This is a genomic window from Nodosilinea sp. P-1105, assembly GCF_012911975.1.
Classification (GTDB): Bacteria; Cyanobacteriota; Cyanobacteriia; order Phormidesmidales; family Phormidesmidaceae; genus Nodosilinea.
Window position 1 is genome coordinate 25,177 of sequence record NZ_SMDQ01000055.1, and the last position, 15,006, is coordinate 40,182.

12 protein-coding genes are annotated in these 15,006 nt (G+C 57.4%); 5 read left to right on the forward strand and 7 right to left on the reverse strand.

The window, feature by feature from the left end; all coding sequences use genetic code 11:
- Window positions 1-31 precede the first annotated feature (31 nt).
- Window positions 32-466, reverse strand: coding sequence for a lactoylglutathione lyase (gene gloA, locus E1H13_RS19535; RefSeq protein ID WP_169615767.1), 435 nt, complete (start codon window positions 464-466; stop codon window positions 32-34).
- Window positions 467-775: 309 nt separating this feature from the next.
- Between gloA and E1H13_RS19540 the strand changes: the two genes are divergently transcribed.
- The 3 genes from E1H13_RS19540 (at window position 776) to E1H13_RS19550 (ending at window position 4,646) form a co-directional block, all read left to right on the forward strand.
- On the forward strand, window positions 776-1,762 hold the full coding sequence (locus E1H13_RS19540; protein WP_169615769.1) for a hypothetical protein: 987 nt from the start codon (window positions 776-778) through the stop codon (window positions 1,760-1,762).
- Window positions 1,763-1,887: 125 nt separating this feature from the next.
- On the forward strand, window positions 1,888-2,910 hold the full coding sequence (gene ppk2 / locus E1H13_RS19545; protein WP_206070720.1) for a polyphosphate kinase 2: 1,023 nt from the start codon (window positions 1,888-1,890) through the stop codon (window positions 2,908-2,910).
- A 131-nt stretch (window positions 2,911-3,041) separates the two neighbouring features.
- Window positions 3,042-4,646, forward strand: coding sequence for an MFS transporter (locus tag E1H13_RS19550; RefSeq protein WP_169615771.1), 1,605 nt, complete (start codon window positions 3,042-3,044; stop codon window positions 4,644-4,646).
- A 368-nt stretch (window positions 4,647-5,014) separates the two neighbouring features.
- On the opposite strand, the gene dacB is transcribed toward E1H13_RS19550, so the two are convergent.
- The 6 genes from dacB to csaB form a co-directional block, all read right to left on the reverse strand.
- Entirely contained in the window at window positions 5,015-6,481 is a 1,467-nt protein-coding gene (gene dacB, locus E1H13_RS19555) for a D-alanyl-D-alanine carboxypeptidase/D-alanyl-D-alanine-endopeptidase (protein WP_169615772.1), read from the reverse strand.
- A 37-nt stretch (window positions 6,482-6,518) separates the two neighbouring features.
- Window positions 6,519-8,177 (reverse strand): alpha/beta hydrolase, encoded by a 1,659-nt coding sequence (locus E1H13_RS19560; protein ID WP_169615775.1) that lies wholly within the window; start codon window positions 8,175-8,177, stop codon window positions 6,519-6,521.
- A gap of 39 nt (window positions 8,178-8,216) precedes the next feature.
- On the reverse strand, window positions 8,217-9,308 hold the full coding sequence (locus E1H13_RS19565; protein WP_169615777.1) for a hypothetical protein: 1,092 nt from the start codon (window positions 9,306-9,308) through the stop codon (window positions 8,217-8,219).
- Between the two features lie 159 nt (window positions 9,309-9,467).
- Window positions 9,468-10,913 carry a sodium/glutamate symporter gene (locus E1H13_RS19570; RefSeq protein WP_169615778.1) on the reverse strand — a complete coding sequence of 482 codons (1,446 nt, stop codon included), beginning with the start codon at window positions 10,911-10,913 and terminating at the stop codon, window positions 9,468-9,470.
- Window positions 10,914-11,221: 308 nt separating this feature from the next.
- A complete protein-coding gene (locus E1H13_RS19575) occupies window positions 11,222-12,883 on the reverse strand; it encodes an RluA family pseudouridine synthase (RefSeq protein ID WP_169615780.1) in 1,662 nt (553 codons plus the stop codon).
- A 4-nt stretch (window positions 12,884-12,887) separates the two neighbouring features.
- A complete protein-coding gene (gene csaB / locus E1H13_RS19580; RefSeq protein WP_169615782.1) occupies window positions 12,888-13,970 on the reverse strand; it encodes a polysaccharide pyruvyl transferase CsaB in 1,083 nt (360 codons plus the stop codon).
- Between the two features lie 80 nt (window positions 13,971-14,050).
- On the opposite strand from csaB, the gene E1H13_RS19585 reads away from it, so the two are divergent.
- Both E1H13_RS19585 and E1H13_RS19590 read left to right on the forward strand, forming a co-directional pair.
- A complete protein-coding gene (locus tag E1H13_RS19585) occupies window positions 14,051-14,359 on the forward strand; it encodes a DUF2499 domain-containing protein (protein WP_169615783.1) in 309 nt (102 codons plus the stop codon).
- A gap of 231 nt (window positions 14,360-14,590) precedes the next feature.
- Window positions 14,591-14,890, forward strand: a complete 300-nt coding sequence (locus E1H13_RS19590) for a DUF3593 domain-containing protein (protein WP_169615785.1) — start codon at window positions 14,591-14,593, stop codon at window positions 14,888-14,890.
- Window positions 14,891-15,006: the final 116 nt, after the last annotated feature.

Genomic DNA, 15,006 nt, shown 5'->3' on the forward strand with positions numbered 1-15,006 from the left:
TGTAACAGTTGGACGTTCAGTATATCAAAGACTAGCCAGCGGCCATTTCTGGCTGAGCTTTGGGAGCACGATGGCCTGCGGATGTCCCCATTTGAATCAGTTCCACTTTGTAGCCATCGGGATCTTGCACAAAGGCGATCACCGTAGACCCATGTTTCATTGGGCCGGGCTCGCGCACCACTTGACCACCCATGGCTTTGATGTCATCACAGGTCTGATAAATATCATCGACCCCCAGGGCAATGTGGCCATAGGCATTGCCTAAATCGTAAGCCTCTACGCCCCAGTTGTAGGTCAGTTCTAATACAGTATGGTCAGACTCATCACCATAGCCAACGAAGGCCAGGGTAAATTCGCCGCCGGGATAGTCTTTCTTGCGCAGCAGGCGCATGCCCAGCAGATCACAGTAAAACTTGAGAGATCGATCCAGGTCGCCGACCCGCAGCATGGTGTGTAGTAGTCGCATAGAAATTGAATTAGTTCAACGAATAGTTCCTCTACATTATTACGACCTTAGGGGTAAACGTGGGACAGGGCTCCTTTGGCCACCGCCACCAAGGAGTTTACTCCTGACCTAGATAAATCTCTATGCTTACAATTGTGACACGGCATAAACTCTCAAATTATTACAGCGGAATATTTCCTACCTAAAAAATTGCAAAATAGATATGTTTTAAGCCGTTAGCCGAACGATTCGGCGTGAATATCATCGACAACATCCGGAGAATGTGCAGCCCAGTGTGAAGTCCAACATATCCTCATACCCAGTGCCCCCATGCCCACTGACTATGTTTTGTTTGTACATGGTGTAAAAACCAGAGATAGGGACGAGTTTCAGCAGTCAGCCACCCAACTGCTGACCGGCATTACCCAAGCGCCCGGTAGTGTTGAGCGCACCATAAAACCAATCTTTTTCTTCTGGGGCGATCAAAGTGTTGAAGCCCAGGCCAGGTTGGTGGCAGGCTTTGAAAGCTCGGAACAGAAGTGGAAACAGTTTTGGTTCCGTGACTTTCGCACCGAGCAAATTTTAGAGTTTGTTGGTGATGCCGCCCTCTACCTCAGCCGCCATGTGGGCTCTAATGTGGTGCGGGCTTTTTATCAGCAGGTGTTATCCCAGGGACTAAAGGATTCTCGCCCGGAACGGGGCGATCGCCTGCACTTGGTCACCCATAGCTGGGGTACAGTCATTTTATTTGACATCCTGTTTGCCGGTCGTTGGGAAGACCCCCGTCTGGACGAGGGCAGCACCGCCGATATTCGTGACCTGGTGCAACAAATTCGCCGAGCTTTTTTTGGCCTAGATCCCAATCCTGACGGGGGCCTTCCCCTGGCCAGCATTAACACCCTGGGGTCGCCCATTGCCCTGTTTACCCTGCTCAAACTGACTGGAGAAAGCAGCCACGATCTCAGCCCTAGCCTGAATGAACTGATCAAAAATCTTTATGACCGGCGTAATGGTCGGCCCTTGCCCTGGCAAAATTTCGCTCATCCTGGCGACCCCATCGCCTATCCCCTAGAGGGGGTTATCACCCAATTGCTACAGCAGGGATCTGGCAAACGCTATGTCGCCATTGAAGACATTATTCACAGCGATCCCTTTCCTCGGAGTTTGAGAAACCTGGGTAATCTGTTGCCCTTTACCCGTCAGCGACTGTTACCCATCTTGAGTGGGGGAGATGCCCACAGCAGTTACTGGGCAAACCCGATGGTTGCAGAAGCCATCAGCTCAGTGATTCAAGCATCGATGGAGAGCCCAGATTAATCGACCCATCTATTGTCATGGGGCATTAACAAAAAGTTAAGTATTGCGCTGTTAACTACTCTATTGCTCAGGGATAAAGCCTATGATCACAGGCAATCAAAATCCATACCTATCTGGGCAAGATTATGGCGACTAAATCCAAAGCCGATAATAACGCTATGGCTGAACAGAATAGCCATCAAGAGGCTATCGCAGATCTCAGCCCGAAAAAAGCTAAGCAGGAAAAAAAAGGCAAGAAAGCCAAAAAGGCTAAAAAGGCCGACGCCAAAAAAGCTGACGCTAAAAAAGACCCTAAAAATAAATCCCAAGCCAAAGCGCAATCAGCGAAGCGATCGCACGGTCGGTACACGTCTGAGTCAGAGGGTAGTTCTAAGCTCTCTAAGAAAAAGTATGAAAAGGCCCTGGCCCAGCTGCAAGTGGAGTTGGTCAAAATGCAGTACTGGGTGAAGCATTCTGGTACCCGGATTGTGGTGATCTTTGAAGGCCGTGATGCAGCGGGCAAGGGGGGCACTATCAAGCGCATCACCGAGCCCCTGAACCCCCGGGGATGCCGGGTAGTGGCCCTGGGGACCCCCAGCGATCGCGAAAAAACCGAGTGGTACTTCCAGCGCTATGTGGCCCACCTGCCCGCCGCTGGGGAAATTGTCTGCTTTGACCGCAGCTGGTACAACCGGGCCGGGGTGGAAAAGGTGATGGGCTTTTGCACCGAACAGCAGTACAAGGAATTCATGCGCACCTGCCCCGAATTTGAGCGGATGTTGGTCAGGTCTGGCATTATTCTGTTGAAGTACTGGTTTTCGGTCAGTGACGAAGAGCAGGAGCGGCGGTTTCAGTCCCGCACCATTGACCCGGCCCGTCGCTGGAAGCTGAGCCCGATGGATCTCGAGTCTCGCGATCGCTGGGCCGAGTACTCCCAGGCTAAAGATGTCATGTTTGCCCACACCAATATTCCTGAAGCCCCCTGGTTTACTGTCGAGGCCGACGACAAGAAACGGGCTCGACTCAACTGCATCAGCCACCTGCTCAGCAAAATTCCCTACGTGGATATGACCCCAGATCCGCTGGAACTGCCCCCCCGCAGCCAGGCGCCCCAAGATTACGTGCGCCCGCCCCAAAACGAGCAGTTTTTTGTGCCTGAGATTTATTGAGACGATTTCCGAGCAAAGAAGATCTTCACTTCAAGGCAGCTTTCGTACCTTGCATCTCAATCCGTTGGTACTTAGCCCCTATTGCAATTAGGTTGGCTGAGTAATAGGGTTGAAGCTTGCCAAGGTTTGATGTGAGCATTAAAACCGCCATGAAGAAATGGATCTTGCTGGTACTGTTGGCGATGTCGATGTTTGTCGTGGTGTTGGATACCACGGTGATGAATGTATCGATTTCGGCGTTGGTGGCGGATCTGGGCACGACGGTCACCGGCATCCAGTCGGCAATTTCGCTCTACGCCCTGGTGATGGCGTCGTTCATGCTGATTGGCAGTACCCTGGCCGATCGCTGGGGGAAAAAGCGCACTTTTTTAATCGGCATCGGCATTTTTGGTGTTGGCACCTTTTCAGCGTCTTTAAGTACTTCACTGGTGACGCTGATCCTAGGTTGGTCAGTTTTGGAAGGCCTGGGGTCGGCGCTGATGGTTCCCAATATCCAAAATCTGCTGCGCGATCGCTACAGTGGTAAAGATTTAGCCTTTGCCTACGGCATTATCAGTGCCGTGAGTGCTGTAGGCGCAGCCCTTGGGCCGATTTTGGGCGGCTACTTGACAACCTTTCACAGCTGGCGCTGGGCCTTTCGCCTGGAGGTGCTGGTGGTGATCATTGTACTGGTGCTGAGTCAATATATTCCGAGCTCCCGTCCCCGCCAGCCTGCCCGGTTTGATTGGCTGGGGGCGATCCTCTCCATTTTGGGCTTATCGACGGTGGTGCTGAGTATTTTGATGGCCCAGCCCTACGGCTTCTGGATTGCTAAACAGCCTTTGATGATTGGCGCCCTGGCGATCGCCCCGCTGGGCTTATCGGTGGTCCCGTTTATGTTGGGGGGCGGCATCGTGATCCTGATGCTGCTGGTCTTATGGGAGCGACACCTGGAACGGCAGGGCAACGTGGGCTTGTTTAAGCCCTCCCTCTTTCTTACCCAGGGACTGCCCTCGGGCTTCGCTGTGCGCATTGCTCACATGGGGCTGATGGCCGCGTTCTTTTTTATTGTGCCGTTGCTGCTACAGCTCACCTTTGAGTTCACGGCTATGCAGACGGGGTTGGCCCTGCTGCCGCTGTCAATCGCGATCTTGATTTTTGCGATCGCGGGGGCACAACTGTCCGCTCGATTTCGAGCCAAGCGGATTATTCAGGTGGGCTACGTGCTGGTGATTCTAGGGTTGATTCAACTGCTGGCGACAGTCCGGATTGAGACCACCCCCAGCCAACTCGCCCAGGGGATTATCTTTGGTATCGGCTCGGGCCTGATCGCCTCCCAAATATTGAATCTAATTCTATCGACGGTGGATGAAGCCGATACCACCGCCACCGCTGGCCTGAATGCCACCTTTGAACAGTTGGGCAACGCCATTGGTGTGGCCCTGGTGGGGACGATTATGGTAGGAACGCTGATAGGCGGCCTGCAACAGCGCGTGATGGCTTCCCCTGATATCCCAGCCGAGGCCAGGCCAGCCATCATCGCCTCGTTGCAAACCCGGGTGCAACTGGTCTCCGATACGCAGCTGGCCCAAGCCCTGGATCAGACCACAATCACGCCGGAGCTCAGTGAACAGGTTGAACTGGCTTACCGTACCGAACGGCTGCGAGCCTTCCGCAGCGGCATGGTATTTCTGGTCTTTCTCGCCCTGGTGGGGTTGGTGTTGACCCCCGGATTGCCTAATCTGAAGCTGGGGTAGCATTCCTCCTCACTGCCAGGGCGGACACATCGGTCCGCCCCTACGCATCTGAAGAACGAAAAACGAAAACAGAAAAACGTAGGGCGTAGCCCGTGCGTAGCAAAGGGAAGAGTCCAAAATTTCTCCTTCGGAGACGTTACGTGTACAAAATTCAAAATCCCTGACCGGTGCATTGCAACCCCAGGTTGACCACCAATGCCCAGACTCCGGCTGCTCCGGTGCATTGCGGTCCCAGGTTGACCACCAATAGTCAGCTCCCGACCGCTAATGCACCCTACGGTTTCAATTCAAAATTCAAAATTCAAAACTCCCCAATCTCCCCAATCTCCCCAATCTCCCAATCTCCCCATCCCCCCATCCCCCCATCCCTAACACTCCCGCGACAACTGCCCCAGCAACAGCAGCACCTCGTCAATCCCCTGGCGCAGGGTGCTGGCATGCTGGTTGGCCTGGTTAATCACCATGCTGAACACCAGGGGGTCGTAATTGGGCGGCTGCACATAGCCGGACAGAGAGACATTGCCGGTGAGGGCTCCGGTTTTGCCCTGTACGCGGTTTTGCAAGGGGGTATTGGTCAATCGGTTGCGGAGAGTACCACTCACCCCGGCCACGGCCAGGGAATCTTGAAACACCGCCGCGTCTGGATGGTAAGCCATGACCTGTAGGGTCTCCACCAGGGCCACCGGAGTGACTAGGTTATGGCGAGATAGCCCCGATCCATCGGCCAGGCGCAAGGGGGCGCTATTGACCCCCAGGTCTGCCAGCAGAGCTTTGACGGCGGCAGTACCGGCCTGGGTGGCATCGTTGGGGCGATCGCTACCATAGGTCACCCCTAAGGTGTTCAGCAGCACCTCGGCATAGAGATTGTTGCTGTCTTGGTTCGTGGGCACCAGCAACTCGACCAGGGGCGGCGACTGGAGCGTTGCCAAGGGATCGCCAGGGGACGGCGCGGTGGTGGTGGTAATCAGGGTTTGCAGCACGGTGATTGACTCTGCTTCTAGGGCCTGGCGCAGCGCCACACCAAATTGTTGGGCCGGGTTGAGCACCGCCAGATTCAGCCGCCGGGGAGCGGCCCCCACCGCCATCTGCCCTGTGGCCTGCATCGGGTCGCCATGGCCAGCCCGCCATAGCCTGACCGGTTCGGCTGCGTCGGTGGTGGCTACGGTGCGGCTGTAGTTAAGGGTGGGCCAGGGGGGCTGGCCATCAGGCCAGGAAATCTCCAGAGGCTGTCCCACCTGGGTGGGGGTCACCTCTACCAGCCGGGCATTTTGGTTCAAAATCAGGCTGTTGGCTGGGGCTCCATAGGCAAACTGGGCATCCCCCCATTCCCAGGTGGGGTTAGTGGCTGGTCCAGGGAAGTAGCTGTCGTCCAGCACCAGGCGACTCACCTGGGTGATGCCCTGGTTGTACAGTTGCTGGGCCAGGGATTGCAGCTGATTTTCGGTGAGGGTGGGGTCTCCCTGGCCGCTCACCTGCAGGACGGCCAGTTCCCCAGGGCCAGGGGTGCTGGTGACCGTGGTCTGCCAGCGATGGTCTGGCCCCAGGTGGTGCAGGGCCGCCGCTGTGGTCAGTAGCTTGACATTCGAGGCAGGGGTAAATAACCGCTGGCTCTGGCGATCGTATAGGGTGCGGCGATCGCCAGCTGACTGGGCCTGGGTTTGCAGCAGGATGCCCACATGGGCGGTATCCAGAGGGGCCTGGCTCAGCACCTGGTCAATGGCTGGCCTTAACTGGGCCGGACACAGTTGAGCCTGACCAGGCACTGCTGTGATCAGTAAACCGGCCAGTCCCAGGGGGAGGGCACTGAACCGGGGGGGGATGGGCCAGGTGGGCATGGACATTCTCCGCATTAGACGCTTTAGAAGGTACTGGTTATTCCAGCAGCTGGGGCAGCCGCTCTAGGGGAGCCTCTAGTTCTTGTTCGATAGCATCCCCAGCGTTGATCATCAACAGCCGGAAGGGTTCGGTCTGGCTCAGGTGGTTGGCATAGGCGGCTCGCAAAAACACTCGGTAGTCGACCCGCCCGGCCACATACCGCTCGGTGTAGGCCAGCCCCAGGGCTTTCAGGTAGCGATCAACCACATCTGGTTCCGCCAGGGTTAACCCGGGGATGCCACTGATCAGGTTAGATAGCCCAGCGTCTAAAGCCGATAGGTCCACGTGGGCCTGGCCTTCAATCATCCCCAGGGAGCGGCTGTCGGTGGTAAACCAGTTAAAGGTGCCCAGCTGCTCAAATACCGCTGGGGTGGCAGGGTCGTGGCTACCGGCTAGCACCAGCACCGGAACATCGATGGCGGCAAGGCCTTTGGGGCCAAAGATGCTGCTGTTGACCGGGTTGACCAGAAAAATGGCAGCCACCCGAGGATCGTGAAAATCATAATCCTGGCGCGGCAGTTGCAGGGCTGTACATTGCAGCAGCAGGGAAACATTGATGTGGATAAAACGGCGATCGCAGGCGGCTTCCAGATGGTCAAAATCCAGGGTGGCCCCGGCCACGGCCAGGGCGGTATAGCCGCCAAAGGAGTGCCCCCCAACCCCGACCCGGCTCAGGTCCAGCCGACCGTCAAAGGCTGTGGCATTGAGGCTTTCCAGCTGGTTGAGCACAAAGCTAATGTCGCGGGGGCGATCAATAAAGTCTTGGAGATCAAACAGGTCGGAGCGCAGACCATCGCGAAAATTGGCGGTGTGAATGCTGTCGCTACCAGGGTGCTGGGGTAACACCACCACGATTCCATGGGAGGCCAGGTGAGACGCCCACCTATGGCGCTGTTCTGGAGCCGCCGATAGCCCGTGGGAAAACACCATGACTGGGGCCTGGCCGGGTCGCCAGGTGCGAGGCCGGACAATATCCACCGCCAGGGCGCGATCGCGTTGGTCATCCACCCAATCAAACCGTTGAATATCCACCTGTCGCGAGCCAGGCTGTGTCAAATCGGGCAGGGTACTGTAGTCGACCGGGGGTTCTTGCAGAGCCTGGGCGATCGTCAGGGTCGCCAGTTGGTCGATGGAGGCTTCGGTGGCCTCTACCACCTCAGTCACCGCCCTGGCCACCGCTTGCAAATCGGCCACATCCACCTGCATGTTGGTGGGCAGATGGCGCAACACAGTCAGGGCCGAAAAGCCCTCCTCGGACAGGGCGGCATTGACCAGGGCCGCCCGCAACGCCCGCTCCCCATTGGCCCCACTGCGCAACCGGACGACGGAGCCCAGGCGGCGGAGCAAGTCTTCCCCAATGGCGCTATGGAAGAAGCGGCTGAGCAAGACGCCATCCACCTCTACCGGGCGAACAATGGTTTGGCTAAACTGTTCAACGTCGGTCTCTGAGAGCCCAACCCCTCGAATAAAAAAGGCCAGGTCAGATTCAATCACGTCGTCCTGGGCCAGAGCCTCCAGGGAGCTGACCCGCACAGACCGCAGGAGCGGCCCAAACTTGACAAATATCTCTGCCGCCGTGGCTGGCAGGGCCGCGACCAACGCTAGCCCCAGGGCCAGCAGCCCAGCCCGGATCGAAATTCGAGAGCAGCCAAACATTACCGTTAACCTTCTAGAGGCACCCCTAGAGCTTAGCCTTTAGGTTGCCAATAGGTCAGCCTCCCCCGGTCGATGACGGCGCAGAATAATCATCTGGTTGCCCACCACCGGGTCGCGGGCCACTACGGTGCCATCAGGGTCGCAGAGTTGCAGGTTGGCAAGGTCTAACCCCTGGGCCCGATCGTAAATATCTTGGGCCACGGTATCCTGCTGGGTTGGCAGCAGGCCGTACCAGCTCTCGTTGATATTCACCACTAGGGCACTGTCGGCCAGGTTCACCTGCACCGACTGAATCAGCCCGGCGGCATAGGCCCGACTGAGGTCACTGACCTGGGCTTGGATATCGGCAATCATGGTTTGGTCTGGGGAGGGGGCTGGGGGTGTCAGATCATCCGCCACCGCTGGGCTGTCGCCACCATCCGCAGTAACCATTGTGGATGGTTCTGAGGGCATGACCGCGCCATCGCCCTTGGGAACCGCCACCGTTGTAGTCGATCGCCCCGATCCTAGGGAGTTCCATAGCACTAGCAGCACCACCAATACCCCCAACAGCAGGGCGGCTAGGGCCTCTTCAGAGAGACGGCGCTGCCAGGCGGGGGACAACTGCGATCGCAGCCAACGCACCCCTTTTTTGCCCCAGCGGATTCCAGCGGATAGTAGTAGCAGGGTCTGGCCAAGGATCTGTCGCCCTTTAGACTGGAGGGACCGATGCACTCCATTACCTGGATCATTGTTTGGGTCGGTCGAGGGCGCTGAACCTGGGTCGAGGGGCGTCTGAGGGGACCTATCGGCCGCTGAGAGCGACTCTGCTGCCAGTGGGGAGGCTGATGGTTCAGTGGGCATGACCTCAGCCATCTCAGGTGACTGGGCCGACTGGGTTTCAGCCTCCTCTGGGCTCTCTGGGCTCTCTGGGCTCTCCAGGGTCTCTGGGTCTGGAATAGCCTCACCCTGCCCGGAGTCGCTCACTAAGTCACGCACCTCTGTGTCACGCACCTCTGTGTCGCGCACCTCTGTGTCGCGCACCTCTGTGTCGCGCACCTCTTTAGCTTGCCCCTCTGGCGGCCAGTGCTCCTCTTCCCCATCGGGAACAACAGGGTTCTTATCGGGACCATCGGAGTGATTGGATGTCATGGGTCAGCCCACTCTATACCGGTACCCCCATGTTCCCTCAGAGTTAGTCCTACGTCCATTCCTAGTACGGAAAGGCAGAAGGCAGCAAGGGCCTTCCATGTCACAGCACAGGTCCCGCTTTAACGAGTCGGTAGGTTATTGCCGCCTCAGCGTACTAGGCTAAATGCCCGAGGCCGAAGGCCGACGACGCTCTTGGCGAATTAAAAAGTAGCCAACCAGCAGCCAAAATATCAGCAGGCCACCGGTCAAAAACAGGGTCGGCATCAACCCAAAACTGTTGATCAAGGCTGGGGCCGCCGCCGTAAACAGACCACCGCCGACAATCGGCTCAAAAAACAACTGCTTATAAGCAAAGCCCTCAAACGCTCCGGTGCTGTTATCAGGGTCCACCATGCGCAGCAGCAAAATACCCGTGGCCGTTACCCCCATAGACTGACCTAGGTCGCCAATGCCCTTCTCAAACCAGTAAGTGGGGAACACCCGCGGGGCCCACCACAGGAAGACCAGCACGTTCCAGGCGATACCCACCACACTGAGCACTAAGAACACCCCCAGGTTACCGCCAATCACCCGCAGTGAAATAGACGCGATCGCCGCAATCACCACCACATCTAGGGCTACCCCAGCAATATTTTGGGTCATAGACCGGATCACCAGAGCGCTCAGCCCCAGGCGATTGAGGAGAGACTGGACAATAATGCCGCCAATTAGCGCTAGGGGGAACAGCGGTACATATTGGAATACCGCAAACCCGCCATCAGCGGCCCACGTCACCGATTCAAACCACTTTAGGGCTTCTAGAATCAGCCAGCCCACCGCGATCGCTGCCCCCACAATCGCAAAGTTAATCGACAGTGGATCAATCAGTAGGTTGCGCAGCAGATGGGCTCGACGCCGCCGGATTTCTGGGGTTTCAGCCATCACGTTAAGATCCGGAATTTCCTCTGGTTCCATCACCCGGCGGCTGACGGTATCCACATAGCCCTTGCGACGCCCCCAGTCAGCCAGGGCGGTACCAATAATAATCCCCGACACAATCCCCACCGTGGCCAGGCCAATGGCCAAATCACCTCCGTCGGCAAAGCCCAGTTCGTCCAGGGTGTCAACCATCCCCCCCGCCGTGCCGTGGCCCCCCTCAAAGCCAATTTCAATCAGGGCAGCGGCCATCGGGTTAATGTCAAACAGGGGACCTAAAATCAACAGAGTGGCTAAAATTCCCACCACATATTGGCCCCAGGCCAGGGTCTGGCCAAACACCACCTGGGGCGCCGCCCGTCGCCAAATCATCCGAGGTGAGGGAATCGTTTCCCCTAAAAACAGGGCGGCAAACACAATGTTGATAAATACCCCCGGTGACTGGGACCACACAGTGCGAATGTCTTCTGAAAATAGCCCCCCCGATAGCAGGGTATCCTCCCCAGCGATGGCGGTGACAATCGACCCCAGCACCTCTGGCCCCAGCAACAGGGCTAATACCCCGGCCACAACCGAGGCAGGCAGATAAAGCCGTTGAAACCAACCAATTTTTTGTTTTAAGTAGCGCCCTGCCAACAGCAATAGGGCCAGCAATACAAAGGCAAAGAGAGCCGTTCGTAGATTAAACACCAGCTTTCCTCATCGGTAACGGAGTTGAGCAGTAGCCAGAACGCAGCTATAGGGGTGATCCCATGGAGGCGCGATCGCCCACCGCGATGAATGAAGGAAGTATAAAGTACCTCTTTAGTTAACTCAGGAACTGTTGTTACATAACGGAACGAAATTGGTAGGGGGAGTGATGGGGTGGATGGGGGAGGTGGGGAGATGGGGAGATGGGGAGGTGGGGAGATGGGGAGATGGGGAGGTGGGGAGGTGGGGAGATGGGGGTAGACGCGGAGCGGCTTCCCGCAGGGTAGGGTGGATGGGTGGATGTCGGCTCAAAATGGGGCGTCAGCCATCCACTCGATCCAGGCATTGGTATGGGGATGCTTCACCCTCAGGTAGCTGGCATGGAGACAAAGTCGCTGCCCTGGGGAGTAGACACCATAAAGGCGATCGCCTTGGATCGGCGCATTCAACCCCAGGGGATGGGCGGCATGGACTCGTAGCTGGTGGGTCCGACCAGTCAGCGGGTAGAGGGTAACTCGGGTGGTGGTCCCCTGGGCTACCGTCTCCTGATCTACCACCTGATAGCGGGTAATGCTGGGTTTGCCCTGCTGCCAGTCCACTGATTGTCGGGGGCGACAGGTCGGATCACCCCACAGGGGCAGATCGACCACCCCTGCTGGCCTGGGGGGTACCCCATCGAGCAGGGCGTCATACACCTTAGTCACCTGGCGCTGCTGAAATTGCTGACAGAGGTGGCGATGGCTTGCTGCGGTGCGGGCCAGCAGCAGAATCCCAGAGGTATCTTGGTCCAGGCGATGGACCGGCTTCAGAAACGCTCCCTCGGGCTGGGTCAGCTGCAAGCGAGCCAAGACGCTATCGGCGCGATCGCTAGATCGCCCAGGTACAGACAATAGCCCTGGTGGCTTATTCACCACCAGCAGCCCCTCGTCTGCATACAGAACTGGCAGTTCCAGGGAATAGGGAATAGCCGACCCAGGTAACTGGGCCGCTAATCCCCCCAGCAAGAACCCCATAATCGGCTGGCACCGTTCTGTACAGGCTCCATAGAATTGTCCTGGTTGTTTATCCCCCTGGGGTTGGCCCCACCAAAACTCGGCCATGGCCAGTGGTTTTAGCCCTTGCTGGGCGGCCCAGTGCAATAACTTGGGGGCACAGCAGTCGCCAGTACCGGTGGGCAGATTACCCTGGGCGGCTAAGTCCTGGATGGCTAGGGACTCGCCAGCGAAATTCGTCAGGGTATAGACCCGATGCATTTGGGCCTGCAACTGTTGGGAGAGGCCTTTTCGGCGACGCTTGAGGGCGATAATGTCCTGGTCGGCCCTCTGTACCACGATGGCTAGGGGCTCTAAAGTTTGGCGCTGATTGTGCTTAAAGGCTCTCAGCTCCGCCTTATCACGGCGACTTTGCTGGTCTAGATCCGCCAAGGCGCGGGTCAGGGGTGCTCCGCTCAACTGCTGCTGCCACTGCTGCCGTTGCTGGGCCCGGCGTTGCCGATTTTGCCGGTGTTGAGCATTAAGCCCCTGGCGCTGCCGGGTAAACTCAGCCGCCTGGAGCGCGTAGGTGGCTCGCTCCGGTAGATGCTGTAGGGTCAGCAGTCGATCTTTGATCTGGCTCAACTGGTGGAGCGTCTGGGCCTCTTGCAGCGCCACTTGCTCTCGTCCAGGAATGGGGGGCACCCACCCTGGCCGCTGGCGCTGGCCCCGCCACAGCCCAGAAAAGGCCTTCAACACCCAGAGCTGACCAGCGGTGTCTTGCCCTAGCAACACCCCGTACATCTTGCCTTCAGTGATATCCGCTGGGGGCAGTTGGGCCATTAACCCCTGAGCGATCGCCTTGGTCAAGGCTGTGCGAGGCAAAGTATGGTGCTGGCCAGTGCGGGGGCAGGTGCCCAGATAGTGGTAGTCAGCGCGATCGCCCTGGCTGACCTCGCCTCCCTCCATAAATTCGCTGAGTGCATGTAGCAATGCCATTACCCTATCCCTGAGGTTGCACCGCTAGCAGGCTTCGTAGCAAATCCTGGTGCATTAGCGCTCGATCATAGCGGGATTGAATTTGGTCGGGGGAAACCGGATCCCCGTTTGCATAGGTGTCCATCCAAACCTTAGCCATGTGGTCCACAGATTGAGGCCAGCGACGACTTAAATCAGCAGACAGGGCCTGAGGATTCAGATCAAACCCTGGCAAGTCTAAATCTGTCATTAAATAGCTCACCTTGGGGTCATAGCTCAGACCAAAACAACGGCACCCCTCTGCCGCCGCCATAATCAGGGCATGAAAGCGCATGCCAATGGTCATCTCCACCCCCCGAAACAACCCCTTCAACTGACTCGGATCCCGCAGGGTATAAATATGGCTTGGCCCTGGCAAGCGGGGCTGAATATACTCGGCAATGGGCAAGTCTTTCACCGGTTGAAACGGTACCAGTAGCAGACAGGTGTCTGTGGCTGTTTGAAACGCCCCTAAGGCCTGGGTAATTTGGTCCAGGCGCGATTCCGTCAGCCAGGGATGAGGACGCAGAGCCACCGCCACCCTGGGAGCCGGGAGCTCCCATAATCCCTCCACAGGAGCCGCCGCCAGTGCCCAAACCGGGTCAGGGGCTTGTATCCCTGGTACCTGCCAGCGGGCCAGCCAAGCCGCCGACCCACTGTCACGCACACTAACCCCATCACAATGGCTCAACGCATAATGCCCCAACCATTGACTAACCTGGTGGTTCAACGGCCCAATTCCCTGGGCCCAAGCCACCGTTTTCAGGCCCAGCCACTGGGCCAGCACCATCAATCCGCTGTAATACAGCGGGTTTTGCAGACTGGTCGCATCCTGCAACAAACTGCCACCACCCCAAATCAAGGCATCGGCACCCCGCAAAGCCCCAATCACCGCCCGCAGATGTTTACGGGGTACTGCCTCTACCCCATAGCGCTGGGCCGTTTCCACAGGATTGCCCGACAGGACCACAGGCGTTACCCCAGTCGGCAGCATTTGCAACAGCGTGGCCAGCAACGCTTCGTCACCGCCATTGCCCATGCCATAGTAGCCGCAAAGAACCGCTCGCATCTGTCCTGCCCTAGGGGTAGATTGTTGTACGCATGATCCGACCTCTCTACAATAGAGGCTGTTGTTACTCCCTGTGCCTCATGCATGCCCTATCCCTGCCCACCTGGATGATCCATATCTCAAGCGTGCTGGAGTGGATGGCCGCCATGTGGTTTATCTGGCAGTTCGCGATCGTCACCCAGCAGCCCGTGTGGCGATGGCTCGCCCTTGGCATGTTCCCAGCCCTGGTGAGCGCTATGGCTGCTTGCACCTGGCACTTTTTCGATAACGCCCCCGCCTTCGACTGGCTCGTAACCGTCCAAGCCGCCATGACCGTCGTCGGCAACAGCACCCTGTGTTTAGCCGCCTGGTGGATCTGGCGGCAAGGGCAAGTGGAGGCAGAAGGATGAAGGTGATAGGTGACAGGTTTCAGGTGACAGGTTTCAGGTGATAGGTGACAGGTGTCAGGTATTAGGTATTAGGTATTAGGTATTAGGTATTAGGTATTAGGTATTAGGTGCTAGAGACCGTACCGCAAACCGCAAACCCTAAACCGCAAACCCGATACCCAACACCCAACACCCACCTCCCCACCTCCCCCTCTCCCCCCCTCCCCCCCTCCCCACCTCCCCACCTCCCCCATGCTCGACAAAAACACCCTCTTCGCCATGTCCCTCTTCCCCTACCTGGGGTTCTTGTGGTTTATCACTCGCACCAAGTCCACCCCTCGATTAGCCCTGATTGGCTTTTATGTACTGCTGGTATTCGTGGCAGTGACCATTCCAGTGGGAATCTATGCCAAAGTGGGCCTACATCAGGAATTGGCCAATGTAGACTGGCTCCACGGGGGTGCCGAGGCGTTTTTGACCCTCTCGAATATTTTGGTGGTCTTGGGATTTCGCCAGGCGGTGATTCAGCACCGAGCTAACCAGGGCGAGTAGGGATCGGGCTTCAGGGGCAACACCCTGACTCATCGGTACCTTAGCGGGTGACAAGGGGACTCAAAGCTTCAGGGGACAATGCTTTGAGAGAATAGGAAGGACAAAAAATAGGGAGT